Origin of the sequence: Arthrobacter sp. NPDC058097, assembly GCF_042884885.1 — a bacterium.
Taxonomy (GTDB): Bacteria; Actinomycetota; Actinomycetes; order Actinomycetales; family Micrococcaceae; genus Arthrobacter.
In genome coordinates, this window is sequence record NZ_JBHVSZ010000009.1 from 87,003 (window position 1) to 111,371 (window position 24,369).

The window sequence follows — 24,369 nt, forward strand, 5'->3', positions numbered from 1 at the left end:
AGGTGCCGTCCGTGGCCCGAAGGAGGGCCAAGAACTGGCCGGCTTCTTGTCACCGAAGTCGTCCAGGTCCGGGCGGCTCCCGATATCTTGCAGGACAGGCTGCCCAAGCGAGGCCTCGAGCGCGACCCTGTCAAGCTCGCACAGTGGGACGAGTACCAGGCTGAGCACGGCGACCAACTCTGCTCCTGGACAGATGCTCCAGTGACGGAGCCGGGCGCACCGCGCAAACGGGCGAACCCGATGATCAGCGGAACGACGACGCTCATCGCGCACCTGGGATATCCCACGCACACGTTCAAGTCGTCTTTAATCTGCAACCCATGGTTCGAAGCGCACGCGATCGATGCAGCCGTCGTCCCCATGGGGATCAAACCGGCGGACTACCCCGACTTCTTCCGCTCCGTCTTCACGCTAACCAACATCCGAGGTGCGCTTGTCACCATGCCGCACAAGGTGGCCACCATGAACCTCGTCGACGAGGTCAGCCCAACCGCCCAGATCGCCGGTGCCACCAATGCCGTCCTCAGGCGAGATGATGGATCCCTGTTGGCCGAGCAGTTTGACGGAGCAGGCTTCGTCCGCGGCGCCCTGCGCAAAGGATTCGACCCTCACGGCAAGCGGGCCCTGGTCGTCGGCAACGGCGGCGTGGGCTCGCCAATCGCCGCCTCACTGGCCGGCCTCGGAGTTGCCGGCATCGGCTTGTTCGACCCCGATAAAAGCGCCTCCGACACGCTCGCCCAGCGCATCAGCGCGCACTACCCTGAGGTGCAGATCACCATGGGGTCCAAAGATCCCGAGGGCTACGATCTGATCGTCAACGCCACCCCGCTCGGCATGAGGGACGGCGACCCCATGCCTGTCGACATCGACAGGATCACCCCCGGCTCCTATGTCGGAGACGTCGTGCTGAAGGCCGGAATGACCCCATTCCTGCAGGCCGCCCAGCAGAAGGGATGCACAGTTCAGGTGGGCAGCGACATGCTGTTCGAGATGATCCCCGCTTACCTCGAGTTCTTCGGATTCGGCACTGCGACAGCCGAAGAACTGCGCACAACAGCGCAACTGCCCTTATGAAGAAAGAGTCGACCTAAGGCATCCCTCACCGATAAAGATCCTTTGCGGCATGACCGCTCGAAGCCGGCCTCGGGTGGCCACCCCGATAGTGGTGGCTTACTCGGTTCGGGCGATCGTCCTAATTTGCATTTCTCGGAGAGGGCACGCGCCGCTCTCACGCGCTGGTATCAGAATAGAGCGAAATTCCGCTTCCCTGACAGTGGCTCCATGATGTTCTCGGAATCCACCCTGACAGTCGCCGGAAGTTCGAAAACGGAAAGTCCATGGAGTTGCACACCTTATGAAGTCCATTTCGGGCAGTGGGCGGCCATGTCACCTGATGTAACTGGTCGGACGTCGGAGAACAACCCAGAGCTCCACCCCACAGGCCGAGTCCTCCCACGTCAGGCCGCTCCGACGTCAGGTTGGGGTGTGCCCCAATCGGACGACGCCCCCGAGCCCGGCAAGATTTACCTCGCCTAGCATTCGTTCAGCGGCGGCCGACCAGCTTGTCGATAGCAAGCCTGGCTCCGCCGGCACTGGCGTGACTAGCTTGTGGAACCCCTTACGGAACGATGCGTTCGACCCTGTAGCGGTCGAACAGGCGGATGAAGCAGTCCTGAGTGCGGCGGTAACCGCTAAAGCCAGCTAGCCGACTCTTGCTCATATCGGCAACTACTTCGATGGGACGGCCCAGGTCCGCGTCCGTGTGCCACCAGGAGGCCACACGCGCGAGGACCGGCTCGGCCAGGCCGTGCTGGGCAACAATCCGGGCCCAGCTGTCCTCGACGCCACGCATTTGCTCCTCTAGTGGCCGCGGCGCATCTTGGTAGCCCTCCCAGTCGAGCCCGAAGTAGTCGGCAAGCGCTGGCCACATTCGACGCCAGCGGAAGACGTCCCCGTTAACGACGTTATAGGCCTCGTCGCCGGCAGTCTCCGTCGTGGCGGCCCAGATCATGTGCTCGGCCAGCTGCGTGGCATCCGTCATGTCGGTTAAGCTGTTCCACTGAGTCTCGGAGCCGGGGAACACGAACGCGCGTCCGGTCTCCCGGCAGATCGCGGCTTGGGCGGCGAGGGTAAGTGCCATGTTCATGGCGTTGCCCACCGCGTGGCCGATCACGGTGTGCGCCCGGTGCACCGACCAGCGGAACCCTTGACGTTCAGCGGCGGCCCACAGCTCATCCTCCTGAGCGTAGTAAAAGTTGTCCACAGGTAGGCGCGGCTCCTCCTCGAGGAAAGGGGTGTCCGGCATTTCGCCTTGCCCGTAGGCCTCGAAGGGACCGAGGTAGTGCTTGAGCCCGGTCATCAGTGCCACGTGCTCCACCGGGGCGTGGGCCAGGGCGCCCAGGAGGTTCCGGACCATCGCGCCGTTGACCTCGATGTTCTCCTTTTCGGTGGCTTGGCGGGACCACGCAGTGAAAAACACGTGCGTGGGCCGCTCTTTGGCAAGCGCCGTTTTAAGGCTTTCGGCCGAGCGCAAGTCAGCGCTTACGTGCCGCGCCTTGCTGCCGGGCATTGGGGTGCGCGACAGAGCCACTACGTCCCAGTTCTGGGAGGTCAGTTCCTCGGTGATCGCAGAGCCGGCGATGCCACTGGCGCCTACGACCAGGGCGGTCCGGGAGGAGGTTTCAGCTGTATCCATAGGTTCCACTGTGCCATCCCAAGGTCGTGCACCGGGCGATCGACAGGCGTTCCAGGGACGCTTGGATCGTAGGATGGACAACCGCTCATGTTCTGCACGCCGGCCGTCCTGGTGCACGACTCAATAGAATTCAGGGGAGATAACCGGCCTTCCGGGAGCTGAGGACGTGCAACATCGACATTCCGGTGTCTTGCGTCAGCGTGGGGAGGAGTTCAACCCTGGTTTCATGGAGGAGCTTATCCGCTGACCGGATTCCCGGAGGGGGTCCAGCCATGATGCGGGATTGAGCGTCCTGCCTTCGATGCTGACGAGTCTGTTATGCCGTTTGCGCCAGATACCATCGATCATCACGGCTTCAATGTTCGCCAGGCTCGTCTGCATGACGACCGTGTCGATCGGATTGTGCACCGGCTGCATGTTGGGTTGCGTCGCATCGATGAGGATGAGGTCTGCCTTCTTGCCGCGGGTGATTGATCCGATGCTGTCGCTCAGACCCATCATCCGGGCGCCTTCGATGGTTGCCCAGCGGAGGGCTTCATGGGTCGTTATTGTCGTTGTTTCAGGGATGGGCGCCCCTGTCGACTTGCTGTTTCTGTAGTCGAAATTATCGAGTGCGCGCTGGTGGACGAGTGCCATGCGGGCAGCGAGGAACATTTCGCCGGAAAGTCCTGACTCTAAGTCGATCCCTAGCGATGGACGGGCACCTAAGTCCCGGAGTCGACCGGTGAGGGGGTGGCCATGTCCTTGTGTCATCTCGTTCTCGGGCGTCACCGAGAACGTTACTCCGTGATCGATGAAGGTTTTTAGTTGTTTCGTCGACAGTTCGTTTCCGTGAACGATGTTGATGTGCGGTCCGAGCAGGCCTTCCCGTTCCAGGATTAGCCAGCCCTCGGGGGCACGGGCCGGGCCGCCGCCCTGGTGCATGGAGGTGATGAGGGAGAGCTCTTGGGCAAGCCTGAAGTCAGTAAGTGCTACCTGGGGGGCGGAGTAGTGCGGGCCGAGGATGGCCATGCCGAGTTGGAGTTTGCTGTCTGTCGACAGCCGTGGATCGTTCAGAAGCCGTTCTATTTCGGACCGGTCGTGGGGAATTTCCCAGAAGGGTTTTTGCCCGGGCTGCGGATCCGGCTTTGGACTGCCGTGGAAGTAGATGGCCCGTATGCCGCTGTCATGGAGGGCGTCGACGGCGGCGTCGGTATGCGCAGGGGTGGGGTTGTTGTGGCACCAGTCAGCAAGCGTTGTCGTTCCGCAGTTGATCTGGTTCATCGCGCCGGAGAAGGTGCCCCAATAGACATCTGACGGCCGGTAGTGCGTCGCGAGCCCGGCGTGAGTCCACCGGAAGTACTCGAGAAGCGTCCAATTGCTGGCAATGCTGCGAAGCCCGGTCTGCCATGTGTGCATGTGGGCGTTGACGAAGCCCGGGATGATGATGCGTCCGGTGGTATCTATGACGTCGGTTGCGGGGGAGTGGTTGCCCAGGTCTGCGCCGACATCTTTGATGTGCCCGTCTTCGACCAGGATGTCAGCGATTGGCAGGACCCCTATCGAATCGTCCATCGAGATGACGGTTGCCCCCTTGAGCAAGGTCCGTCCGGGTGCACCGGGAGTCATCGCGGCCCGATCCGATGTTGGTTGGAGACGATAGGGTTGGTCAGCGTCCCGAGTTTTTCCACTTCGACCTCTACGATGTCGCCTGGCTGAAGGAGCCATTCGGGGGTGCGCGCGTAGCCGACTCCGTCCGGAGTCCCTGTGCAAAGGATGTCTCCGGGGTTCAGGGTCAGGGTGTGGGAAATGTGCGAGAGCGTCTCGCCTAGTTCAAAGAGCATGTCCTTTGAAGTGCCGTCTTGGACCACCGTGCCGTTGACGCGCGTCCGTATGCGAAGACCGTCACGGAGGTCCCCCACTTCGTCTGCGGTCACGATCGGTCCTAACGGGCCGCTGTGATCGGCATTTTTGCCAAGCGTCCACTGGGAAGTGCGTTTCTGTGCTGCCCGGGCCGTCAGATCATTGAATGTCGAAAACCCTAAGACTGCCGTCCGAGCTGTGTCGGCTGAGGCATCTGCCAGTGGGCTGCCGATGTCCGATGTAGGCGGCAATTTCGCCTTCCCAGTCCAGACCGTTTTCACCGGAGGGGACGGGAACGGGAGTGTCCCCTGTCGTAAGTGACTGGCTCCACCGGCCAAAAACGGTCGGGTGCGACGGCAGTTCCTCGTGACGGTGGCTTCCCTCCGCGGCATGGGCCAGGTAGTTCAGCCCGACACACAGGACTCTGGCGGACGGAAGGACAGGGGGAACAATGCTGACATCCCGCACTGGGACGGGACGTTCAGCGGGCGTTGTCGAGTCGTCACCGAAGGATACCCACCAGAAGGGGTCCGACCAGAACGTCTGCAGGTCGGTGAGGGGCTGAACTGATGCTTGGTCGCCGTTATCTTCCAGTCGCCCAGCAAAAACTGGACCGGTGTGCGAGAACCTGACGCCGACAATTCTCACCTGCGTCCTTACTGCCCGGCGGCGGGTGCTGCCGTGAGGGGGACGGGGACGAGTTCCCGGAGTTCTTCGAGCGTGCAGCCGAAGGTTTCGCGGACGGTGACGCCGTCGGGGCCGGTGAGGAACACTGCTTTGTCGGTGTAGACGCGGGTGACGCAGCCGACGCCGGTGAGCGGGTAGGTGCAGGCTTCCACGATCTTCGACGCACCTTCCCGGGTCAGCAGGGTCATCATGACGAACACGTCCTTGGCGCCCGTGGCCAGGTCCATGGCGCCACCGACGGCAGGGATCGCGTCGGGTGCGCCGGTGTGCCAGTTGGCGAGGTCGCCGGTGGCAGAGACCTGGAACGCGCCGAGGACGCAGATGTCCAGGTGCCCGCCGCGCATGATCGCGAACGAGTCGGCGTGGTGGAAGTACGAGGCGCCGGGCAGTTCGGTGACGGGGATCTTGCCGGCGTTGATGAGGTCCTCATCGATCTGGTCGCCGGTCGCTACAGGTCCCATGCCGAGCATGCCGTTCTCGGTGTGCAGGGTGATGTTCTGTTCGGGCTGGAGGTAGTTCGAGACCAGGGTGGGCTGGCCGATGCCGAGGTTCACGAACGAGCCGGGAGCAATGTCGCGGGCGACGAGCCGGGCGAGGTCGTCGCGGCCGAGCGGGGTTTCGGATGTCTGGATGGACGTTTCTACGAGGCTCATCTCAGGCCACCTGTTCCTTCAGGTCGGAGCCGGCGCCGGCGGCGGCGCCGCTGGATTCAATGCGGACGATGCTGTTGACATAAATGCCCGGGGTCACGATGTTTTCCGGGTCCAGCGCACCGGTGGGCACGATCTCGGACACCTGGACAATGGTGTGTTTCGCGGCGGCGGCCATGATCGGACCGAAGTTCCGGGCCGTCTTCCGGTAGACAAGGTTCCCGATGCCGTCGGCCTTCAAAGCCTTGATCAGCGCGACGTCGGCGTGGATCGGGGTCTCGAACACCTGGCCGCGGCCGTCGATGATACGGGTTTCCTTGCCCTCGGCGAGCATGGTGCCGTACCCGGTGGGGGTGAAGAACCCACCGATCCCGGCGCCGGCGGCGCGGATCCGTTCGGCCAGGTTGCCCTGCGGCACCAGTTCGAGTTCGATCTGCCCTGCCTTGTACTTGGCATCGAAGTGCCAGGAGTCGGACTGCCGCGGGAAGGAGCAGATCATCTTGCGGACCCGGCCTTCCTTGATCAGCAGCGCGAGGCCATGGTCGCCCTGGCCGGCGTTGTTGTTCACCACTGTCAGGTCCGTGGCGCCGGACTCCAGCAAAGCGTCGATCAGTTCGAACGGCTGCCCCGCGTTGCCGAACCCGCCGATCATCACGGTGGAGCCGTCCTTGACGGCTGAGACGGCTTCCCCGACGGTTTCAATGAAATTCAGCATCGCCTATGCCTTTCCTGTAGAAGCAGTCACGTTTTCCAGGACGACGGCCAGGCCCTGGCCGACGCCGATGCAGATCGCCGCGACACCCCAGCGCTGCCCGGAGGCCTGCAGGGACCGGGCGAGGGTGCCCAGGATGCGGGTGCCGGACGCGCCCAGCGGGTGGCCCATCGCGATCGCGCCGCCGTGCCGGTTCACGATTGCGGGGTCGATGCCCCAGGCGTTGATGCAGGCCAGGGACTGCGCGGCGAACGCTTCGTTAAGTTCGACGGCGCCCACCTGGTCCCAGCCGATGCCCGCCTTCGCGAGGGCCTTGTTCGCCGCCTCCACCGGGGCGAACCCGAAGAACTGGGGGTCATTGCCGTGCGCACCGCGGCCGGCGATCCGGGCCAGCGGCTCCAGACCCAGGATCGAGGACGCGTTCTCGGACCCGATCCACGCCGCGGAGGCACCATCGGACAGCGGTGACGCGTTGCCCGCGGTGACCGTGCCGCCCTTGGTGGCCCCCGACGCGGCGTCGTCGGCCTCGGCCCGGAACACGGTCTTCAAACCGGCCAGCTTCTCCGCCGAGGAACCCGGGCGGATGCCCTCATCACGGACCAGGTCAGTGCCCGGGACCGGGGCCACCAGGTTGTCGTAGAACCCCTCGTCCCACGCCGCGGCGGACAGGTTGTGCGAGGCAGCGGCGAACTCGTCCTGCTGCGCCCGGGTCACCCCGTACTTCTCCCGCAACCGCTCGGTGGCCTCGCCCAGGGAGATGGTCCACTCCTTCGACATCGCCTTGTTGACCAGGCGCCAGCCCAGCGTGGTGGACGCCAGCGTCATGTCCCCGGCCGGGTAGGGCTTCTCGGTCTTGGGCAGCACCCAGGGGGCCCGCGACATGGACTCGGCGCCGCCCACCAGGACCAGGTCGGCGTCACCGGCGTTGATCTGCCGGGAGGCAATGATCGCCGCGTCCAGCGACGACCCGCACAAACGGTTCACCGTCGTACCGGGGATCGAGACCGGCAGCCCGGCCAGCAGCGTGCCCATCCGGGCGATGTTGCGGTTCTCCTCACCGGCGCCGTTCGCGTTGCCGAACACCACCTCGTCGATCCGCTCAGGATCAAGCGAAGGTGCACGCTTCAACGATTCCCTGATCACATGTGCGGCAAGGTCATCCGGACGCACACCGGCAAGTCCGGAGCCGAACTTCCCGAACGGTGTGCGCACGGCGTCGTAAACAAAAGCCTGGTTCATGGTTCTTCCTTCGTTGGCGTGAACAGAGGTTGCGGGTTCTAAGCGGCAGCAGGCTTACGGGGAGTCGGCTGGTACGCCAGGAACTTCCAGGTTTCGTCCTCTTTGACCCATACGGACAAGGCACTGTTTGCAAGAGTTTTGTGGGTTCCGTTAACCGTGAGGTCTGCGTTCATCTGCCCCAATACGAGGGCGGTGTCCCCAATCAGGACGATGTCTTCGATGGGGTGGTCAATGCGGTGGTACCTATAAAAACCTTTACGAAGCTTTTCCATGTAGCTGCTTAGGGTGTCCCGGTCACCCAGCGAATGCGTGTACACCAGACGCTGGTGGCAGAGGCCTTCAAAGGCGTCGTAGTCCGCGTCGACTACGGCCTGGTAGCGCTTTGCTTCCAAAGTTTCGATCTGGTTTTTCTCGGCTTCAGCGGAGTTATCCACGGAGCGCTCTCCTTGATTGAAGTGTTCGGGGCTGTGGGCGACCTGTTGTGCATCCGCCGGCGGGCCAGGTTCAAGCGCTTCTTCACGCCGTCCAACCGCACGGTCGTACAGCCCGGGCTGATGACTCTTGGCCCCAGTCTCAGTCCAAAGTAATTGACAGCATAACCGGCTGTCAATCACTAGTTTACATCCACGGGCTGCTGTAACTTTCTGGAGTCGCTGCGTGCTCAGTTCCCGCTAGGCCACAGACGCCGGGATTCAGCGATTCGAGGGGCATTCCGCCACTCTCACTGTTGAAAACTTCCGGTTTACACCGGAAAGCATTTGTACTCTTTTACTTGACAACCGTGTGCTGAGTCACTTAACGTCGGGGCGAACCAATTCAACGGAATGAGGTCAACGTGGTCCTTAATACCGAGGTTCTGCTTTCAGTGAGCAGGATCAGTAAGAGCTTCGGCGGGGCGAAGGCGCTCAACGATGTCGCGGTGGACTTCCGGGCGGGTGAAGTGCATGCCCTGCTGGGCGAGAACGGAGCCGGAAAGAGCACCCTGGTCAAAGTGATCGCCGGCGTCATCACTGCGGACGCCGGCGAGGTGAAATTCTCGGGCGATTCCAAGAGCGCCGATGTTGCGATGGTCTTCCAGGAACTCTCCGTCATTCCCGAACTTTCGGTCAGGGACAACATGGCTCTGAGCATGCGTAGGTCCTCTGGCGTGCTGGTGAAAAGGGAGAAGCTCCAGGACCGGATGCAGTCCGCTTTGGCTGCCGCTGGGCTGGGGGATCTGGACCTTGACATGCCGGTGGAGGCGCTGCCTCTGGCCAAACGCCAGTTGCTGGAGATCGCTCGGGGACTGGTCGCAGATGCCCGCACCCTGATCCTGGACGAACCGACTGCCACTTTGTCCGACGTCGAGATCGCCCGCGTCCATGAAGTCGTGCGGTCACTTGTGGCGGCCGGACATTCGATCGTTTACATCACCCACCGGATGGGTGAAGTGTTCAAGCTGTCCGATCGGATCACCATCATGCGCTCCGGCAGCGTTGTGGCCAGTGGGCCGACCGGTGAGTTCACAATGGACTCAGTTGTGACGCACATGTTGGGCGAAGAGCACGTCGCGGGAGCGGCTATCCAGATCAAGGAGAACTTCGCTCCGGAAAACCGCCGGAAGATGGCTATCCGCGGCTTGTCCTCCGGGCACCGCTTCTCCGATGTCTCTTTTACCGCGCAGGCCGGGGAGGTCACGGCTCTTTTCGGTCAGATAGGCTCCGGGGCCGATGACTTCGTCCGCGCCCTGGTCGGCCTTGTCCCGGTCACCGACGGCGAAATTCAGCTCAATGATGTCTCCTTGTCGGCTTTGACCCGGCCAAAATCCCAGAAACACGGCATCGCCTACGTTTCGGCGGACCGCGTCCTCGAGGGCGTCTTCCTCAGCGGCAGCGTCGCCCAGAACGTGAGTTCGGGTGCTCTGGCAGCCGTTAGCAAGTTCGGGACCATCAGGGCTGAACTTGAAACAGACCTGGCCCGTTCCGTCGCATCGCAGGTGGCCTTCGATCCAGCCCGCATCCGGGTTCCGGTCGGCTCGCTGAGCGGCGGAAATCAACAGAAGATCGCCATCGGCAGGGCGCTGGCCACGCAGCCTGACGTTTTGGTTCTCAACGAACCCACCCGTGGTGTGGATGTTGGTGCCCGTGCCGAGATCTACCGGGCACTGCGGCAGCTGTCGGCGAACAACGTCATCGTCATCGTCTATTCGAGCGACATTGTCGAGCTTCGCGAGCTGGCCGATCGCGTCATCACCATGTTCCGCGGCAGGCCGGTGAGCAGCAACAGGACAACCGATGTCACCGACTCCCAGATCCTCACCGAAATCCTCCACGGAGCCAAAGCATGAACACCAAGATCGCGGCACGGTCCGCCTTGCAGAAACCCGCCGCCGCTCCACCCAAACCCGTAGCCGAAACCATCAAACGCATCAGCACAGACAGCTCCGCCATCATCGCAGTAACCACGGTCCTGCTGTTCAGCCTGGCATGCGTCTTTGTGAACGAGTTCGCCACGGTCACAAACCTCCGGGCCCTGTTCCTGTCGGTCGCGCTGGTCGGCATCGCCGCTGTCGGGCTGAGCATCATCACCATCGTCGGCAGGCTTTTTGCCCTTTCAGTCAGTGCAATGGTCGCGGTTTCGACCATTGTGTTCGCATCCCTGCTCCAGTCGGGACCTTGGGCCGCCATGGCCGCCGCGGTCCTGTTCGGGGCTCTGGCCGGTGCCATCCAGGGGTTCTTCGTGGGACGCTTGGGCACCGACCCCATCGTTACCACCATCGCGGCCGCAGCAATCCTTGTCGGCTTCGCTCAAATCGTGACCGGTGGACGCAACATCCAGGGCACAGGCGATGCCAGCGTCTTTGGACAGACCATCCTAGGCGTCCTTCCCCTCCAGGTCCTGGCTTTCTTCGTCCTCACCGTCCTCGCCTGGTGGACCCACCGCTACACAGTGCTGGGCCGACGTGTCACCCTCGTTGGCCTGAACGAAAAGGCAGCCCTCGTGTCGGGAAACCGCGCATGGCCCGTAGTGCTGTTCGCCTTCATCGTCTCCGGTGCCCTGGCCGGTCTCGCCGGCGGCCTTCTCTCCTCGGAATCGGGGCAGGGCAACCTTCAGCTTGGTGGCACATTCGGGTTTGACGCCATCACGGCCGTTGTCGTTGGCGGCGTCAGCGTCAAAGGTGGAACCGGCAACCCCGTCGGCGCCGCAACCGGAGCCATCCTCGTCGGTCTGCTCGGCAACGCACTGGTTCTGTTGGGCCTGAGCTACGAAGTGCAGCTCATCTTCAAGGGAGTCCTCGTCCTGCTCGCCGTCGTGGCAACAGGCATCGCATCAAATCGTCAATCAGGAAGAAAGCGCTGATCCCGTGGTTAGACTCTACTGGCACTTCCGGACCCTGCTGGCCTGGTCTCTGGCAGTCTTGGCCTTCATTGCCTTCGCAGTGACCAACCCGGCCTTCCTCAACGCCGGAAACCTCTACTCCCTCCTGCAGTCCTTCGCGATCCTGGCCCTGGTCGCAACTGGCTTGGCCCTAGTCATGATCGCCGGCGAATTCGACCTCTCCATCGCCGGGACGATCCCGCTTGCCGGCATGATCGCCGTAAAAGTAGGCGACAGCGCAGGGGTGCCCCTGGGCGTGGCAGCCGCTATTGCGATCGCCGTGGCAGTCGGCGTCCTCAACGGCTGGCTGACCGCCCACTACTCCGTCCCGTCCCTAGCCGTAACTGTCGGAACCCTCGTCCTCACCATCGGCATTGGCTTTGCGGTCGCCGGCGGAAAGATCGTCACCCTTACCGACTTTGAACCCGGGCTTTGGCTGGATCAGGCGTTGGGCGACGTCGTGTCCCCACGAGCCCTGGTCCACATTGTTTTCGTTGTTGCCGCTGCGTGGCTAATGGCCAAGACCTGGTCGGGCATGAAGATCCGCGCCGTCGGCAGCGACCGCCAACGCTCCTCGGCTTCAGGTCTGCCGGTCACACGTGTCCTGATCCTGGCCTTCGTCATTTCCGGCCTGTTCGCAGGCGTGGCAGGGGCTCTTCAGGGCATCACCCTGGCATCCGGCGCCCCGGGATCAGACGAGGCCACGCTTCTGCAGGCTGTAACCGCCGCGATCATCGGAGGCGTCGCCCTCACCGGCGGCAAAGGTTCCATACCCGGCGTCGCCGCCGGGGCCATGCTGCTCGCCGTCGTCGGCAACGGACTCAGCCTGCAAGGGACCTCGACCGCCATCATCCAACTCATCAACGGCGGAATCCTCCTCCTCATCGTCGTCATCGACCGGCCTCTGAACCGCGTCGTCAACAAAGCGGTCGAAACCAGCATGTCCGCTCCCCAACCCCGCGTAGCAACCAACCACTGAAGGATCACCATGGAAACCACCTCAATGAAGAGACTGGCTGTCGCCCTTTCCCTCACCTCAGCGCTGTTCCTGTCAGCCTGCGGTTCCACACCGTCAGCGGCGACGAGCCCAAGTGGTGGGGGAGGGGACGCCAAAGGCAAGAAGGTCACCCTGCTGACGGTCGCCCAGAGCTGTGACTACTGCGCCAAGCACACCGAGGAATTCAAGAAGGTCGCCGAGGCAGCAGGCATCCAGGTGACTGTCGTTGTCAACGACTTCAACGCCGCCGAACAGGCACAGCAGGTCACCCAGGCCATCAGCACGCACCCCGACGCCGTCGTGCTGTGGCCGGCCGACGCCACCGCCATCACGCCGTCCCTGCAGCGCCTTAAGCAGTCCAAGATCCCGGTCGTCGTGACCAACTCACACCCCCAGACCGAGGACGAGAGCCTGTGGACCACCTTCACCGGCCCCGATGACTACGCCAACGGACAAGAGGCTGCCAAAGCCATGATCGCCGGCTTCAAAGCCAAGGGTTTCGGCGACTCCGGATCGGTGGCCATCGTCGAAGGCGTCCCCGGCACACCGCCGGCCATCAACCGCACCAAGGGATTCAAGGACGAGCTGGCAAAGACTGCTCCCGGAATCACTGTCGCCGGTTCACAGCCCGGAAACTGGGACCAGACGCAGGCTACGTCCGCGGCAGCCAGCCTGATCACACAGTTCGGCAACAAGAACCTTCGCGGGATCTACGCGCAGGCCGACAACATGCTAGCCGGTGCCATCGTTGCCGCAGAGAGGGCCGGGCTGAAATCCTCTGACGTGACCATGGTTGGGTCCAACTGCTCCATCGAGGGTTACACGGGCATCCAAAAGGGCGTTCAGTACGCCTCTGTGCTGCAAAGCCCCATTGAGGACGGCGAGTTCGCCGCCAAGGCCGTCATCGACGTCCTTGAAGGAAAGGGCGTTCAGAAGAACAACTACCTGACCCCGAAAACCATCACGAAAGCCAACCTTGCCGACTGCGCTGCAGCAGTCGGCAAATAGCAGAGGAATGTCATGACCAACTGGACACTCACACTTCCGGACCACGTCATTGTGACGGGCACGTCAAGCGGACTGGGCTTGGAATGTGCAAAGGCGCTGCTGGAGGCAGGCAGCCACGTCTACGGTGTCGATCTGGGGAACAAGCCCGAGGAACTCCAGGCCTTCCCACGCTACCGGCATATCGTCGGCAGCGTCGCCGAGGAGGCAACCTGGCAGGAAGCTGCCGAAACAGCAACCATGGAGTCCAACGGCTCCCTCGGCCTGATCGCCGCGGCCGCAATCCTCGCTGTCGGCACCCTGGAGGAAGAGACGCTCGAGTCATGGAAGCGGACGTGGGAAGTCAACGTCCTCGGAAACGTCATGGGCCTCAGGACCCTCATGCCCCACCTCCAGAAGGCAGACCACGCAGCCGTAGTGGTGGTCACCAGCGTGGACGCCCACTTCGCCGAACAACAGCTTGGCTCATACGCCTCGTCCAAAGCCGCCCTGACCGGAGCCGTCCGAACCATTGCACTGGACTACGCCCGTACAGGGATCCAGTTCAACCTCCTGGCACCTGGCCCCATGCGCGCCGGATTGTTCGAACGCCACTTGGCCTCTGCCAGCGACCCCGAAAAGTTCCTCGCCACCCGCCAGGCACGGCAGCCACTGGGACGCATCACGGGAGCCAATGAAGTCGCAAATTCGGCGCTCTTCCTGCTCTCCAAGGAATCCTCGGCCGTCTTCGGAACCACGCTCGTCGCCGACGGGGGACTGACCACAGGATTTGATTTCCGGACAGGCTCCGAAGGATCGTCAGCTTCGGGGAACTGAAGCAGCCCCGAACACCGCACCACTGAAAGGCATACCTCATGGAACTGGAACTGACCGGCAAGAAAGCCATTATCACCGGCGCTGCAACGGGCATCGGCCGGGCTACCGCCCTGCTGCTGACCGCAGAGGGCGCCACCGTAGCAGCTCTGGACATCGACAAGTCCGCACTGTCCGAGCTGGAAGAACTGGCGGCCGACAACCCGGGCCGCATCGTGCCCTCCGTCGTCGACTTCACCCAGGCCACAGCCACCACCGAAGCCGTGACTGCAATCATCGACCAGCTCGGGGGCCTTGATCTCCTCATCAACAACGTCGGCTCCGGAGCAGTCCGAACCTTCGACGAACTGACCGATGAGGACTGGTCACGCACCATCGAGCTGAACTTCATGAGCTATGTCCGTACCATCCGCGCGGCACTGCCCGCCCTTCGCCAAGCGGCCGCTCCATGCATTGTGAACAACGCCTCGGATCTGGCCCGCCAACCCGAAGCACAGCCGGTCGATTATGCAGCCAGCAAGGCAGCTGTACTGGCCCTTACGAAGTCCATTGCACGCGCCGAGGGCCCGAAGATCCGGGTCAACGCTGTAGCACCGGGTCCCATCTGGACCCCCTTCTGGACCAAGCCGGGCGGATTTGCGGACACGCTTGCCACCGTTCACGGCATGGATCCCCAGGCAGCGGTCGAGCACGAAATGAAGCTCCGTCAATTGCCTCTGGAACGGCTAGGCACTCCGGAGGAAGTAGCACGCATCATCGCTCTGCTCTGCAGCCCGGTAACCAGCTTCGTCACCGGCTCCGTCTGGGGCGTGGACGGCGGCAGCATCCGCGGACTCATCTAGTCTCCAGCACCCTGATCGGGAGGAACCTCACGTGCCTGAACAGCATTCGTCAGATGAACAGGACATCCTGTCCCTCGAGGACAGCCGCTACGAAGCGGTCCTCAGGGCAGACTTTGAAGCCTTCGCCGATCTCTGCCACGAGGACCTTGTCTATGCGCATTCAAACGGGGACCGCGATGACCTGGACAGCTACATGGAAAAGTGCCGACAGGGTGTGTACGTCTATCACCGCATCTCTCATCCGGTGGAACAGGTCAAAATCATCGGCGATGTGGCCCTGGTGATGGGCGAAATGCAGGCCGACCTGACTATCAGGGGGACGCACACTTCGCTGGATAACACCGCCTTGGCAGTGTGGGTCCGTTCGGGGTCTTCGTGGAAGCTGCTCGCTTATCAGCCAACGCCAAGGCCCGGACCCGTTGCCCTCGGTCAAAAAGGAAAAACGGCCTCCTCGGGCTCAGCTGCATAATCAACCGGGGCCAAAATGAGTGCCGGCGACAGACGTCGCCGGCACTCTTTCACTTAATTGCCTCTACTGTTCGGAACCGCGGTCAATCCGGCCCAAGAGCCGAATCCCACCGCAGTCGCCGGTTGACACCTGTCCATAGCGCTGGTGTTGGCCCTTTGCTATAGATGGCAGGCGCAAAGGGGGAGGCATCAGGAGTGTGAGTGGCCGATCGCCGCGGAATGGTCACCGTTCGACGCGTGTCCAGCCCCAGCCAGATCCAGGGGATGAGCGAAACCCTGACGGCCCACCACGGCCCAGAGGGCGACACAGTCTTCCGAGGAGGTGTTGCTAAGACGGTGCGGCACTGTCGAGTCAAAATTCATGCTGTCCCCTGGCCCAAGAACGTCGCTGTCAAAAGACACCTGAACATTCAGCTGACCGGACAGAATGTGGATGTACTCCCAGCCAGGGTGGCGCATGAGTTCACCGGCGGGGCAGGACTCGCTGCCGGGTGTGTACGTTACCCGCAAGAACTCGACCAGAGGATCCGCGCGTTCCGTAAGCCGCTCCCAGCGGACGCCTCCCACGTTAATCTCGGGACGGTCACTGGCACGCTGGATTCCAGGGAGCGAGGCGCCTGCAGACGGGATGAACGCCGAGATACCGGGCAGCGTGGTGACCGGGGCCTTGACCGCAGTGTCATTGGGCTGGGGGGCGGGCGCCGAGTGCTCACCGCTCATCAGGGCGTCCAGTGACAGCCCCAGCTCCGAAACGATGGTGTACAGGGTCCCGATTGACGGCACGGCACGACCCAGCTCGACCTGTGACATGAAGCTCGCGGAAATTCCGACCCTCCGGGCGAGTTCCCTGAGGGAGATCTTCGCCTTCGTCCTGGCAGCCCGGAGCTGACTGCCCAGCTGGGCACGACCCTCTTCGGTAACCGGTACCGTGTCTTGAATACTCATTCTGGGCCCTTCCGGTGGTGCAACCCGGCACAGAGGCTGACCGCTGATATGTCTGTCCACCGCACAGCCACCAAGTTGGCCCGTGGATGTACAGTGTGCGCTCACACAAGTTTACCCGTTCGGGCTGCCTGTGCCCACTGTCCATCGGGTTTATTCGACCTAAACGCGCTTGGAATGCGGCCTGCCGGTCCGCCTGTAAAGCAAAACGTGCTGTATTACTTGACACTGTGCGGTGTGTCACTTTACATTTGAAGGGTGAAGACAGCGACGGCTGGCCGCGATGGAGGATCTCCCCACCGGCCCGCGTACGCCAAGCTTCCGGAAAGCGCCGAACTCGAAGCCGAGAACGGAGCGCGCCGGAGCAAGAAGAGTTCCACTGGTATATCTACTTTCTGACTAGGAGCAAATGATGGTGCAGGATCGCAAAGGCGCCTCCGCATTCAAACTGGGCCGCCGCCACGTTGGTGTCGCCATGCTGGGCGGGGCCATGTTAGCGCTATCCGCTTGCGGTGGCGCGTCCTCGGGAAGCGGCGACGCCAAGCCCACCGTCGGCTTCTCGGCGGGTGTACTTGATAACCCGTTCACGGCCGGCCTGGTCGACTCCGTTGTCACCGAGGCGAACTCGAACGGTCTGAACATGCTCCCGGCCTCCAATGCCGAAGGCGACCCCGCCAAGCAGGTGACCGACATCAACACACTGATCTCCCAGGGCATCAAGGGTCTCGTAACCATCCCCCGGGACAGCGATGCTATCGTGCCGGCAATCCAGGCCGCGAACAACGCAAACATCCCCGTCGTGACCGTGGACACCGCAGCAAACGGCGGCAAGATCTACATGAACATCAGGGCTGACAATGTTGCCATGGGCACCAGCGTCTGTGAGCAGATCGGCAAGCTCACCGGTGGCAAGGGCACTGTGCTGGAACTGCACGGCGCACTGTCGACCACGTCCGGTTTCGACCGCGACAAGGGCTTCAGCGACTGCATGAAGGACAAGTTCCCCAACATGCAGATCATCAAGAAAGACACCAACTGGGAGTCCGCAAAGGCTGTGGAGAATGCCCAGACGGTTCTAAGCACCTCCAAGATTGATGCAGTCTTCCTCGCCAGCGACTCCGTGATGCTCTCGGGCGTGCAGACCGTGATGGAAGGCCAGAACAAGTGGGCTCCCGCCGGACAGCCCGGCCACGTTCCGCTGGTAACGATTGACGGTTCGAAGGGTTCCCTGGACGCTGTCCGGTCCGGCCACGTTGACGCTGTCGTTTCCCAGCCGGTGGACCTCTACGGCAAGTACGGGGTCCAGTACCTCAAAGATGCCATCGCCGGCAAGGAATACAAGGTCGGCCCGTCTGATCACGGCAGCCAGATCGTCGACTACAAGGGCAACCTCGCCGACATGCTTCCCTCCCCGGTCATAACCAAAGCCAATGTTGATGACAAGAACCTCTGGGGCAACAAAAAGTAGCCCCCTTCCTTCCGGGCCGGGCCTGGGTGAAGACTGAATTTGAGAAAGGGTGACATCGTGGTCACAGCCAACACGCAAAACGCCATCGAGATTCGCGGGCTCCAGAAGTCCTTCGGATCGACCCAGGCGCTGACAGATGCCAACCTGATCGTCCGTTCAGGTGAATCCCGGGCCCTTCTCGGCCGGAACGGCGCCGGAAAATCCACATTAATTGCGATGCTCACAGGTCTGGTCACTCCCGACGCCGGCACCATCCGCATCCAGGGCGCCAACGGTGAAATCACAGAAGGCCCCGGATCCGATGCCATCGCGTGTGTTTACCAGAAGAGCACCCTCGTCCCCGAACTGACGGTAGCGGAAAACATCAGCCTCGGTGCCTACCCGCGCAAGCGCTGGGGAAGTGTGGACTGGCCCGCCATCCGCAAGACGGCCACCGACCAGCTCAAGGACTGGGGCTACGAGCGCATCGCCGACAAGACCGTCGCTGACCTGGAGCCGCTGGAAAAGAAGATCGTCGAAGTGTGTCGCGCGCTGTCCCGGGGACCCCGGATCCTCCTTCTGGATGAACCGACCGCCGGACTGGATGAAGGCGCATCCCACGAACTCTTCACCCAGATTGACAGCCTCCGCCAGCGCGGAGTCACCGTAATCTACGTGTCCCACCACCTGGAGGAAATCTTCAAGGTCTGCGACTCCGTCACCATCCTGCGCGACGGGCGGGACGTCATGACGGCCCAGACAGCGGACCTCACCGTCAACCGGATTGTCAACGTCATGGCCGGGGTGAGCGAGGAAGAAGCTGCCGCAGCAAAGAAAGAGACCGCCAATGAACACCGGCGGCACGACCAGCTCGGCGAGACACGCCTCACCGTTACCGGAGCCGGCGTCGGCTCCCGCGTCTTGGGAGCCAGCCTGACAATCCGCGCTGGCGAATGCGTCGGGCTGACGGGCCTCGACGGAGCCGGCCACGTCCAGCTCGCACAGGCCATCGCCGGCCAAATCGCGCTGGACAGGGGAACCGTCGAACACAACGGCCACAGCCTCGGCCAGGGAAACGTCATCAAGACCATCAACGCCGGTGTCGGTTTCGTTCCCGAAGACCGCCACGTCGACGGCTACGTCCCGGAGATGTCGGTCGAAGAGAACGCCACCCTGACCATCGTTGACCGTCTCCGCGGCGGCGGGGGACTCATCAACGCAGGCCGTCGCCGCAACCGCTTCACGGAACTTTCGGGTGCCTGGGCCATCAAGTGCGACGGACCCACCCAGTCCGTCGAAGAACTCTCGGGAGGCAACCAGCAAAAGGTCGTGCTCGCACGGGCCCTGGCCTCGAACCCGGACACGCTCGTTCTCGTCCACCCCACGGCCGGTGTGGACGTGACGGCCAAGGAATCCATCTACGAATCACTCCGGGCACTGCGGGACAGCGGAAGGTCCCTGCTGATCGTCTCCACCGACGACACCGACCTGGAAATCTGCGACCGGGTGATCGTCATGTACAAGGGCGAAATCCACGCCGAACTCAACGCCGGCTACGAAGAGTGGGAACTCGTAGGCGCCATCCAGGGAGCGGAGGAAGCGGCATGAAAACGCCCTCCCCGATCCTGCAGCCAACTCCCACAGAGCCAAAAAACCAAGGAGAACCTCCCATGTCCACGCATACCCCGACCGTTGCGGGTACGCCGACCAGCCGCCGGCCCCTCAATCTCATCGGTCAAGTCCGCACGTCCGGATGGGCCCGTGAGCTCGCACTGTTGCCCGCCATTATCCTGGCGATGGTGGTCGGGGCCTTCCTTTCCCCGCAGTTCCTGACCGCGAACAACCTCCTGAACAACGTTCTCGTCACCTCTGCCGTGCTTGGGATCGTCGTGATCGCTGAAAGCATCATCCTGATCTCCGGGTACTTCGATCTCTCCCTCGAATCCGTCGTCGGCCTGGCCCCGATGCTGGCCGTCTGGCTGGTCCTGCCCGCCGCTGTCGGCGGTTCCGGTTTTGGATGGTCGCCCTGGGCCGCCATCGCCGTCATGTTTGTCCTCAGCATTGTCATCGGCTTCACCAACGGGTTCCTTGTCGGGAAACTGAAGCTCAATGCCTTCATGGTCACCCTCGCCATGCTCACCCTTCTCCGTGGCCTCACCATGGGCCTGTCCGGCGGTAAAACCCTCTCCGGCCTGCCCGCCGAGTTCCTGGCCCTCGGCAACACCAAGTGGTTCGGGATTTCCATCCAGATCTGGCTCTTCGTGATCTTCCTGGTCGCTGCCGCTATCTTCATGCGCAGCCACCCGGTCGGCCGCAAGCTCTACGCCATGGGCGGCAACAACGCTGCAGCAGCCGCAGCAGGCATCAAGACGCTGCGCCTGACCATCGGCGTCTTCGTCGCCGGCTCGGTCATCGCCGCATTCGCCGGCCTCATGCTCACCGGCCGCATCGCATCGGTGACCGCCAACCAGGGCGACGGCCTCATCTTCACCGTGTTTGCTGCGGCAGTCATCGGCGGCATCAGCCTCAACGGCGGCAAGGGATCCATGATCGGCGCACTGAGCGGCGTGCTGCTGCTAGGCATTATCCAGAACATCCTCGTCCTGTCCCAGGTGCCCTCCTTCTGGATCAAGGCCATCTACGGCCTGATCATCCTCAGCGCCCTGATCTTCAACTACTTCGCCGGTTCCCGGAGTACCCGCCGCGTCGTCTGACCAGTCCCGCCACCCTGAAACGAGGAGCATCCAGTGAGTTCACCAGCCTTCGACGGAAAAGTCGCCATCGTAACCGGCGCGGCCAGCGGCATCGGCTACGCCACCGCCACGGCGCTGGCCGCGGAAGGGGCAGTCGTCTACGGAGCCGACATAACAGTCCCCACCGGTGAGAAAGCAGACGGAGCCATCCAGTGGCGACGCCTCGACGTTGCCGAAGAAGACGGGTGGAAGGCGCTCACGGAAGACGTGCTCCAGGCGCACGGGCGGATCGACGTGCTAGTCAACAACGCAGGGCTGGTCGGGTCCTACGACTCCATCACGGACATCGACATCCAGGACTGGCACCGGATCATCTCGATCAACCAGACCGGGGTCTTCCTCGGCATGCGCTCGGTCGCACCGGCCATGCTGGCCCAGGAGTCCGGCGCCATCGTGAACGTCTCCTCGATCTGGGGGCTCGTCGGCGCTGCCGGCGTCGCTGCCTATCAGGCCTCCAAGGGGGCCGTGACCGTGATGACGAAAAACGCCTCCGCCACCTGGGCAGCGCAGGGGATCCGGGTGAACTCCATCCACCCCGGGCTTATCACGACGCCGCTGACGGAAAACCAGGATCAGGCCATCTCCGATGACCTCATCGCCAAGACCCCCATGCACAGGGCAGGGCAGGCCAGCGAAGTCGCAGATGCCATCGTCTACCTCGCCTCCGACCGGGCCTCCTACATCACCGGCGCCCAACTGGTTGTCGACGGCGGATTCACCAGCATCTGAGCCGGCATCAGCTACACGCTCCAGTTTCCAAGGAAGGACAACACCATGAGCACCGACCTCGGCCCCGCGACACTCACCGCCGCGGTGATCGACAGCTTCCGCAACACCCCCGACGACCGGCTGCGGACCATCCTGACCAGCCTCACCACCCACCTTCACAACTTCGTCCGAGACATTGAACCGACGATCGAAGAATGGGAAACGGCCATCAATTTCCTGACCGCCACAGGCCAGAAGTGCGACTCCGTCCGCCAGGAGTTCATCCTCTTGTCCGACGTGCTGGGCGTATCCATGATGGTGGAAACGATCAACGACGCCGAAACCCCGGACGCAACCGACTCAACTGTCCTTGGACCTTTCCACATGGTCGAATCACCGAAACGGGAACTGGGCGAGAACGCCTCGCCGGAGAGCGAAGGGGACATCTGCCTGGTACGTGGCCGCATCCTGTCCGTCACCGGTGAGCCCGTCCCGAATGCTTCCATCGACATCTGGCAGGCCAATACCAAGGGCTTCTACGACGTACAGCAACCGGGTATCCAGAGCATCGGCAACGGCCGCGGCCTATTCACGTCCAACGACGCCGGAGAGTTCTACTTCCGCAGCGTCATCCCCAGCTATTACCCGATTCCGACCGACGGACCCGTCGGGGACCTGCTGCATGCCACCAACCGGCACCCGAACAGACCGGCACACATCCACTTCATCGTCAGCGCCCCGGGGTTCCGGGAACTGACAACACACATTTTTGTGGGAGGCAGCGACTACATCGACTCGGACGCTGTCTTCGCCGTGAAACAGAGCCTGATCGCCGAATTCGTCCCCAACACCTCGGAAGCTGACGCAGCCCGCTACGGGCTCACCTCCCCGTTCATGGAGGCAGTTATCGACATCGTGATCCACCCCGACCTCGTCGACCCCGACATCATCAACACCGCCGTGATGTCCCCGTCCACGGCACGGATTATCGAAGCACAGGAGAACACCAAATGAAGGATTTTCAATACCAGGCACTTCCGATGCGCGTCCGCTTCGGAGCGGGCTCCCTCGCCTCCCTCAACGATGAGGTCACCAACCTGGGCCTCAAGCGAGTCCTGGTCCTGGCCACCCCGTTCCAAGCGGACCTGGCCGAAAAAGTTTCCGCCCAGTTGGGCGAGCTCAGCGCCGGAGTGCATGCAGAAGCTGAAATGCACGTACCCATCGAATCTGCCCACAAGGCGCGTGAAGTAGCCGCAGCATCCCAAGCCGACGGGTACGTCGCTGTCGGCGGCGGATCGACGACGGGCCTGGGCAAAGCCATCGCACTTGAGTTCGGCCAGCCCATTATCGCCGTTCCCACCACCTACGCCGGCTCCGAGATGACGCCGGTATGGGGGCTGACCGCGGAGGGCGAAAAGAAAACCGGGCGTGACCCCAAAGTCCTGCCCACCAGCGTCATCTACGACCCGGAACTCACCGTCACCCTCCCGGTGGCCATGTCCGTCACCAGCGGTTTCAACGCCATCGCCCACGCCGTGGAAGCCTTGTACGCACCCGACGGGTCGCCGATCATCTCCCTGATGGCCGAGGAAGGCACCCGGGCCCTGCTCGAAGCGATGCCCAAGATCGCCGAAGACCCCGCCAGCATCGAAGCACGCTCTGACGCCCTTTACGGCGCCTGGCTCTGCGGAGCAACCCTAGGCGCGACCACCATGTCCCTGCACCACAAGCTCTGCCACACCCTCGGCGGAACCTTCAACCTTCCGCACGCCGAAACGCATACAGTTGTTCTGCCCTACGCGCTTGCCTACAACGCCCAGCACGCGCCCCAAGCCATCGCCGCCCTGCAGCGGGCAACCGGTTCAGATAACCCTGCCGCCCACTTCAAGAAGCTGAGCGTCGCTCTTGGTGCACCGTCGTCCCTGGCTGAACTGGGCCTAAAAGAATCCGACATCGACAAGATCGTTGAAATCGCGACCAAGAACCCCTACGCCAACCCGAGGGAAGTGACCCCCGAAGGCATCCGGGAACTCGTCACCGCGGCTCTGCACGGCAGCGACGTCTAAACCAGCGAAATCACTCCTCGTTGCCTGAACCCACAGAAGGAACACATCATGTCTGAGACCGTCAATGTGCGGGCGGTATCCGCAGCACCCCTGCTGGACACCGTCCCCGCCGTCCTGGTCCGCAAAGACGCCGACGGCACCATCACGGTCAAGCCGGGCACGGCGCCTGTCACCGCGCCCAAGCCCACTGAGCTGCTGATCCGCCCCGCCTACGTAGGGGTGTGCGGCACCGATATTGAAATCCTGCACGGCAGTATGCCGGAATCCTTCAAGATCAACTACCCCCACGTACTCGGCCACGAATGGTCAGGCTTCGTAGTGGAAGCAGGCGCAGAGGTTGAAGGGTTCCACCCCGGAGACCGGGTCCTCGGCCACGGCCACCTGGGCGGAAATGACTGGTTCGGAGTCACCCACGACGGAGCAGCCGCGGAACTGTTCACTGTTCCTGCAGACATGTGCTTCCACATTCCCGCCGACGTGGACATGCTCACGGCCGCTGTTATCGAGCCCTTCGCCTGCGTGTTGAACGGCCTGACCAAGATTGGCGGCATCAGCGCCGCCGACACCGTCCACGTGCACGGGCTCGGAGCCATCGGCCTGAACGCAGTCCTCCAGACAGTCACCGCAGGGGCGGAAGTCGTTGTCTTCGACCCCAGCCCGCTCCGGCGTGACACCGCGATGAAACTGGGGGCCGCGGCTGCCGTGAACCCCCTGGAGTATCGGGACACCACCGCAGCCGCAGCAGAGGCCATAGGCCGGCCCTTCGCCGACGTGGTCATTGAAGCCTCCGGCAACTCGTCGGCTCAGGCGGCCGCGCTGGAGAGCGCGGACCATAACGGACGAGTCCTGCTGATGGGTGTCTCCACTCCCAAGTTCGCGCCGGCACGGCTGGGCCTTGTCCAGGAACGGAACCTGACGATCACCAGCTCTACCGGCGCGCCGGTGGCGGTGTGGCCCGCAGCAATCCGTTACGTAGCCAACACACGGCTCAACCTGGCGCAGATTGTCTCCACCGTCGTCCCGTTCTCCCGTGGAGACGAAGCCCTGCAGCGGGCCCAGGATTCGAGCCATGAAACGAAGGTCATGCTCGCCCCGGACGACACTGCGGCCGAGGGCCTGCCCTCCTCAGCCCACAAAGCCAACTAA

24 protein-coding genes are annotated in these 24,369 nt (G+C 62.8%); 15 read left to right on the top strand and 9 right to left on the bottom strand.

What is annotated here, in order from left to right; translation table 11 throughout:
- The first annotated feature begins 87 nt into the window (after positions 1-87).
- Positions 88-1,074 (top strand): shikimate dehydrogenase family protein, encoded by a 987-nt coding sequence (locus ACFVTE_RS16325; protein ID WP_387102061.1) that lies wholly within the window; start codon positions 88-90, stop codon positions 1,072-1,074.
- Between the two features lie 544 nt (positions 1,075-1,618).
- Here ACFVTE_RS16325 and ACFVTE_RS16330 read toward each other — a convergent pair.
- From ACFVTE_RS16330 to ACFVTE_RS16365, 8 genes are all read right to left on the bottom strand, one after another.
- Entirely contained in the window at positions 1,619-2,695 is a 1,077-nt protein-coding gene (locus tag ACFVTE_RS16330) for an SDR family oxidoreductase (RefSeq protein WP_387102063.1), read from the bottom strand.
- A 195-nt stretch (positions 2,696-2,890) separates the two neighbouring features.
- A complete protein-coding gene (locus ACFVTE_RS16335; protein ID WP_387102065.1) occupies positions 2,891-4,402 on the bottom strand; it encodes an amidohydrolase family protein in 1,512 nt (503 codons plus the stop codon).
- On the bottom strand, positions 4,300-4,788 hold the full coding sequence (locus ACFVTE_RS16340) for a fumarylacetoacetate hydrolase family protein (protein WP_387102351.1): 489 nt from the start codon (positions 4,786-4,788) through the stop codon (positions 4,300-4,302). The genes ACFVTE_RS16335 and ACFVTE_RS16340 overlap by 103 nt, the downstream gene beginning before the upstream one ends.
- The gene (locus ACFVTE_RS16345; RefSeq protein ID WP_387102067.1) at positions 4,697-5,185 is read right to left on the bottom strand and encodes a fumarylacetoacetate hydrolase family protein; all 489 of its coding nucleotides are present in this window, start codon (positions 5,183-5,185) and stop codon (positions 4,697-4,699) included. The genes ACFVTE_RS16340 and ACFVTE_RS16345 overlap by 92 nt, the downstream gene beginning before the upstream one ends.
- Positions 5,186-5,193: 8 nt before the next feature.
- The gene (locus ACFVTE_RS16350; protein WP_387102069.1) at positions 5,194-5,877 is read right to left on the bottom strand and encodes a 3-oxoacid CoA-transferase subunit B; all 684 of its coding nucleotides are present in this window, start codon (positions 5,875-5,877) and stop codon (positions 5,194-5,196) included.
- A gap of 1 nt (position 5,878) precedes the next feature.
- A complete protein-coding gene (locus ACFVTE_RS16355; protein WP_387102071.1) occupies positions 5,879-6,589 on the bottom strand; it encodes a 3-oxoacid CoA-transferase subunit A in 711 nt (236 codons plus the stop codon).
- Between the two features lie 3 nt (positions 6,590-6,592).
- On the bottom strand, positions 6,593-7,825 hold the full coding sequence (locus ACFVTE_RS16360; protein ID WP_387102073.1) for a thiolase family protein: 1,233 nt from the start codon (positions 7,823-7,825) through the stop codon (positions 6,593-6,595).
- A 38-nt stretch (positions 7,826-7,863) separates the two neighbouring features.
- Positions 7,864-8,259, bottom strand: coding sequence for a nuclear transport factor 2 family protein (locus ACFVTE_RS16365; protein ID WP_387102075.1), 396 nt, complete (start codon positions 8,257-8,259; stop codon positions 7,864-7,866).
- A gap of 431 nt (positions 8,260-8,690) precedes the next feature.
- On the opposite strand from ACFVTE_RS16365, the gene ACFVTE_RS16370 reads away from it, so the two are divergent.
- The 7 genes from ACFVTE_RS16370 to ACFVTE_RS16400 are packed head-to-tail and all read left to right on the top strand — an operon-like array spanning position 8,691 to position 15,308.
- Positions 8,691-10,151, top strand: a complete 1,461-nt coding sequence (locus ACFVTE_RS16370) for a sugar ABC transporter ATP-binding protein (RefSeq protein WP_387102077.1) — start codon at positions 8,691-8,693, stop codon at positions 10,149-10,151.
- A complete protein-coding gene (locus ACFVTE_RS16375; protein WP_387102079.1) occupies positions 10,148-11,164 on the top strand; it encodes an ABC transporter permease in 1,017 nt (338 codons plus the stop codon). Before ACFVTE_RS16370 ends, ACFVTE_RS16375 begins: the two co-directional genes overlap by 4 nt.
- 4 nt (positions 11,165-11,168) lie before the next feature.
- Positions 11,169-12,161: an ABC transporter permease gene (locus ACFVTE_RS16380; RefSeq protein WP_387102081.1), complete on the top strand. Its 993-nt coding sequence runs from the start codon at positions 11,169-11,171 to the stop codon at positions 12,159-12,161.
- Positions 12,162-12,170: 9 nt separating this feature from the next.
- The gene (locus ACFVTE_RS16385; protein ID WP_387102083.1) at positions 12,171-13,187 is read left to right on the top strand and encodes a sugar ABC transporter substrate-binding protein; all 1,017 of its coding nucleotides are present in this window, start codon (positions 12,171-12,173) and stop codon (positions 13,185-13,187) included.
- A 12-nt stretch (positions 13,188-13,199) separates the two neighbouring features.
- Positions 13,200-14,000 carry an SDR family NAD(P)-dependent oxidoreductase gene (locus ACFVTE_RS16390; protein ID WP_387102085.1) on the top strand — a complete coding sequence of 267 codons (801 nt, stop codon included), beginning with the start codon at positions 13,200-13,202 and terminating at the stop codon, positions 13,998-14,000.
- 38 nt (positions 14,001-14,038) lie between these two features.
- On the top strand, positions 14,039-14,839 hold the full coding sequence (locus ACFVTE_RS16395) for an SDR family NAD(P)-dependent oxidoreductase (protein WP_387102087.1): 801 nt from the start codon (positions 14,039-14,041) through the stop codon (positions 14,837-14,839).
- A gap of 31 nt (positions 14,840-14,870) precedes the next feature.
- On the top strand, positions 14,871-15,308 hold the full coding sequence (locus tag ACFVTE_RS16400) for a nuclear transport factor 2 family protein (RefSeq protein WP_387102089.1): 438 nt from the start codon (positions 14,871-14,873) through the stop codon (positions 15,306-15,308).
- Positions 15,309-15,496: 188 nt separating this feature from the next.
- On the opposite strand, the gene ACFVTE_RS16405 is transcribed toward ACFVTE_RS16400, so the two are convergent.
- A complete protein-coding gene (locus tag ACFVTE_RS16405) occupies positions 15,497-16,252 on the bottom strand; it encodes a helix-turn-helix domain-containing protein (RefSeq protein ID WP_387102091.1) in 756 nt (251 codons plus the stop codon).
- A gap of 406 nt (positions 16,253-16,658) precedes the next feature.
- Between ACFVTE_RS16405 and ACFVTE_RS16410 the strand changes: the two genes are divergently transcribed.
- The 7 genes from ACFVTE_RS16410 to ACFVTE_RS16440 all read left to right on the top strand — a co-directional run bounded on the left by ACFVTE_RS16410 (position 16,659) and on the right by ACFVTE_RS16440 (position 24,369).
- Positions 16,659-17,717 carry a sugar ABC transporter substrate-binding protein gene (locus tag ACFVTE_RS16410; RefSeq protein WP_387102093.1) on the top strand — a complete coding sequence of 353 codons (1,059 nt, stop codon included), beginning with the start codon at positions 16,659-16,661 and terminating at the stop codon, positions 17,715-17,717.
- 57 nt (positions 17,718-17,774) lie between these two features.
- The gene (locus tag ACFVTE_RS16415; protein ID WP_387102095.1) at positions 17,775-19,304 is read left to right on the top strand and encodes a sugar ABC transporter ATP-binding protein; all 1,530 of its coding nucleotides are present in this window, start codon (positions 17,775-17,777) and stop codon (positions 19,302-19,304) included.
- A 62-nt stretch (positions 19,305-19,366) separates the two neighbouring features.
- Positions 19,367-20,410: an ABC transporter permease gene (locus ACFVTE_RS16420; protein ID WP_377951985.1), complete on the top strand. Its 1,044-nt coding sequence runs from the start codon at positions 19,367-19,369 to the stop codon at positions 20,408-20,410.
- Positions 20,411-20,443: 33 nt separating this feature from the next.
- Positions 20,444-21,178, top strand: coding sequence for an SDR family NAD(P)-dependent oxidoreductase (locus ACFVTE_RS16425; protein WP_387102097.1), 735 nt, complete (start codon positions 20,444-20,446; stop codon positions 21,176-21,178).
- 45 nt (positions 21,179-21,223) lie between these two features.
- Complete coding sequence (locus ACFVTE_RS16430) at positions 21,224-22,171, top strand: dioxygenase (protein ID WP_387102099.1); 948 nt, start codon at positions 21,224-21,226, stop codon at positions 22,169-22,171.
- Positions 22,168-23,223, top strand: a complete 1,056-nt coding sequence (locus ACFVTE_RS16435; RefSeq protein WP_387102101.1) for a maleylacetate reductase — start codon at positions 22,168-22,170, stop codon at positions 23,221-23,223. The genes ACFVTE_RS16430 and ACFVTE_RS16435 overlap by 4 nt, the downstream gene beginning before the upstream one ends.
- A 48-nt stretch (positions 23,224-23,271) precedes the next feature.
- Positions 23,272-24,369 (top strand): zinc-binding dehydrogenase, encoded by a 1,098-nt coding sequence (locus tag ACFVTE_RS16440; RefSeq protein ID WP_387102103.1) that lies wholly within the window; start codon positions 23,272-23,274, stop codon positions 24,367-24,369.

Coding starts and splice junctions, on each gene's coding strand:
- ACFVTE_RS16330 (WP_387102063.1), bottom strand. CDS start 2,695: ATGGATACAGCTGAAACCTCCTCCCGGACCGCCCTGGTCGTAGGCGCC.
- ACFVTE_RS16335 (WP_387102065.1), bottom strand. CDS start 4,402: ATGGCTCCTTCAGCCAGGCGACATCGTAGAGGTCGAAGTGGAAAAACT.
- ACFVTE_RS16350 (WP_387102069.1), bottom strand. CDS start 5,877: ATGAGCCTCGTAGAAACGTCCATCCAGACATCCGAAACCCCGCTCGGC.
- ACFVTE_RS16355 (WP_387102071.1), bottom strand. CDS start 6,589: ATGCTGAATTTCATTGAAACCGTCGGGGAAGCCGTCTCAGCCGTCAAG.
- ACFVTE_RS16360 (WP_387102073.1), bottom strand. CDS start 7,825: ATGAACCAGGCTTTTGTTTACGACGCCGTGCGCACACCGTTCGGGAAG.
- ACFVTE_RS16375 (WP_387102079.1), top strand. CDS start 10,148: ATGAACACCAAGATCGCGGCACGGTCCGCCTTGCAGAAACCCGCCGCC.
- ACFVTE_RS16385 (WP_387102083.1), top strand. CDS start 12,171: ATGGAAACCACCTCAATGAAGAGACTGGCTGTCGCCCTTTCCCTCACC.
- ACFVTE_RS16390 (WP_387102085.1), top strand. CDS start 13,200: ATGACCAACTGGACACTCACACTTCCGGACCACGTCATTGTGACGGGC.
- ACFVTE_RS16395 (WP_387102087.1), top strand. CDS start 14,039: ATGGAACTGGAACTGACCGGCAAGAAAGCCATTATCACCGGCGCTGCA.
- ACFVTE_RS16405 (WP_387102091.1), bottom strand. CDS start 16,252: ATGAGTATTCAAGACACGGTACCGGTTACCGAAGAGGGTCGTGCCCAG.
- ACFVTE_RS16410 (WP_387102093.1), top strand. CDS start 16,659: ATGATGGTGCAGGATCGCAAAGGCGCCTCCGCATTCAAACTGGGCCGC.
- ACFVTE_RS16420 (WP_377951985.1), top strand. CDS start 19,367: ATGTCCACGCATACCCCGACCGTTGCGGGTACGCCGACCAGCCGCCGG.
- ACFVTE_RS16430 (WP_387102099.1), top strand. CDS start 21,224: ATGAGCACCGACCTCGGCCCCGCGACACTCACCGCCGCGGTGATCGAC.
- ACFVTE_RS16435 (WP_387102101.1), top strand. CDS start 22,168: ATGAAGGATTTTCAATACCAGGCACTTCCGATGCGCGTCCGCTTCGGA.
- ACFVTE_RS16440 (WP_387102103.1), top strand. CDS start 23,272: ATGTCTGAGACCGTCAATGTGCGGGCGGTATCCGCAGCACCCCTGCTG.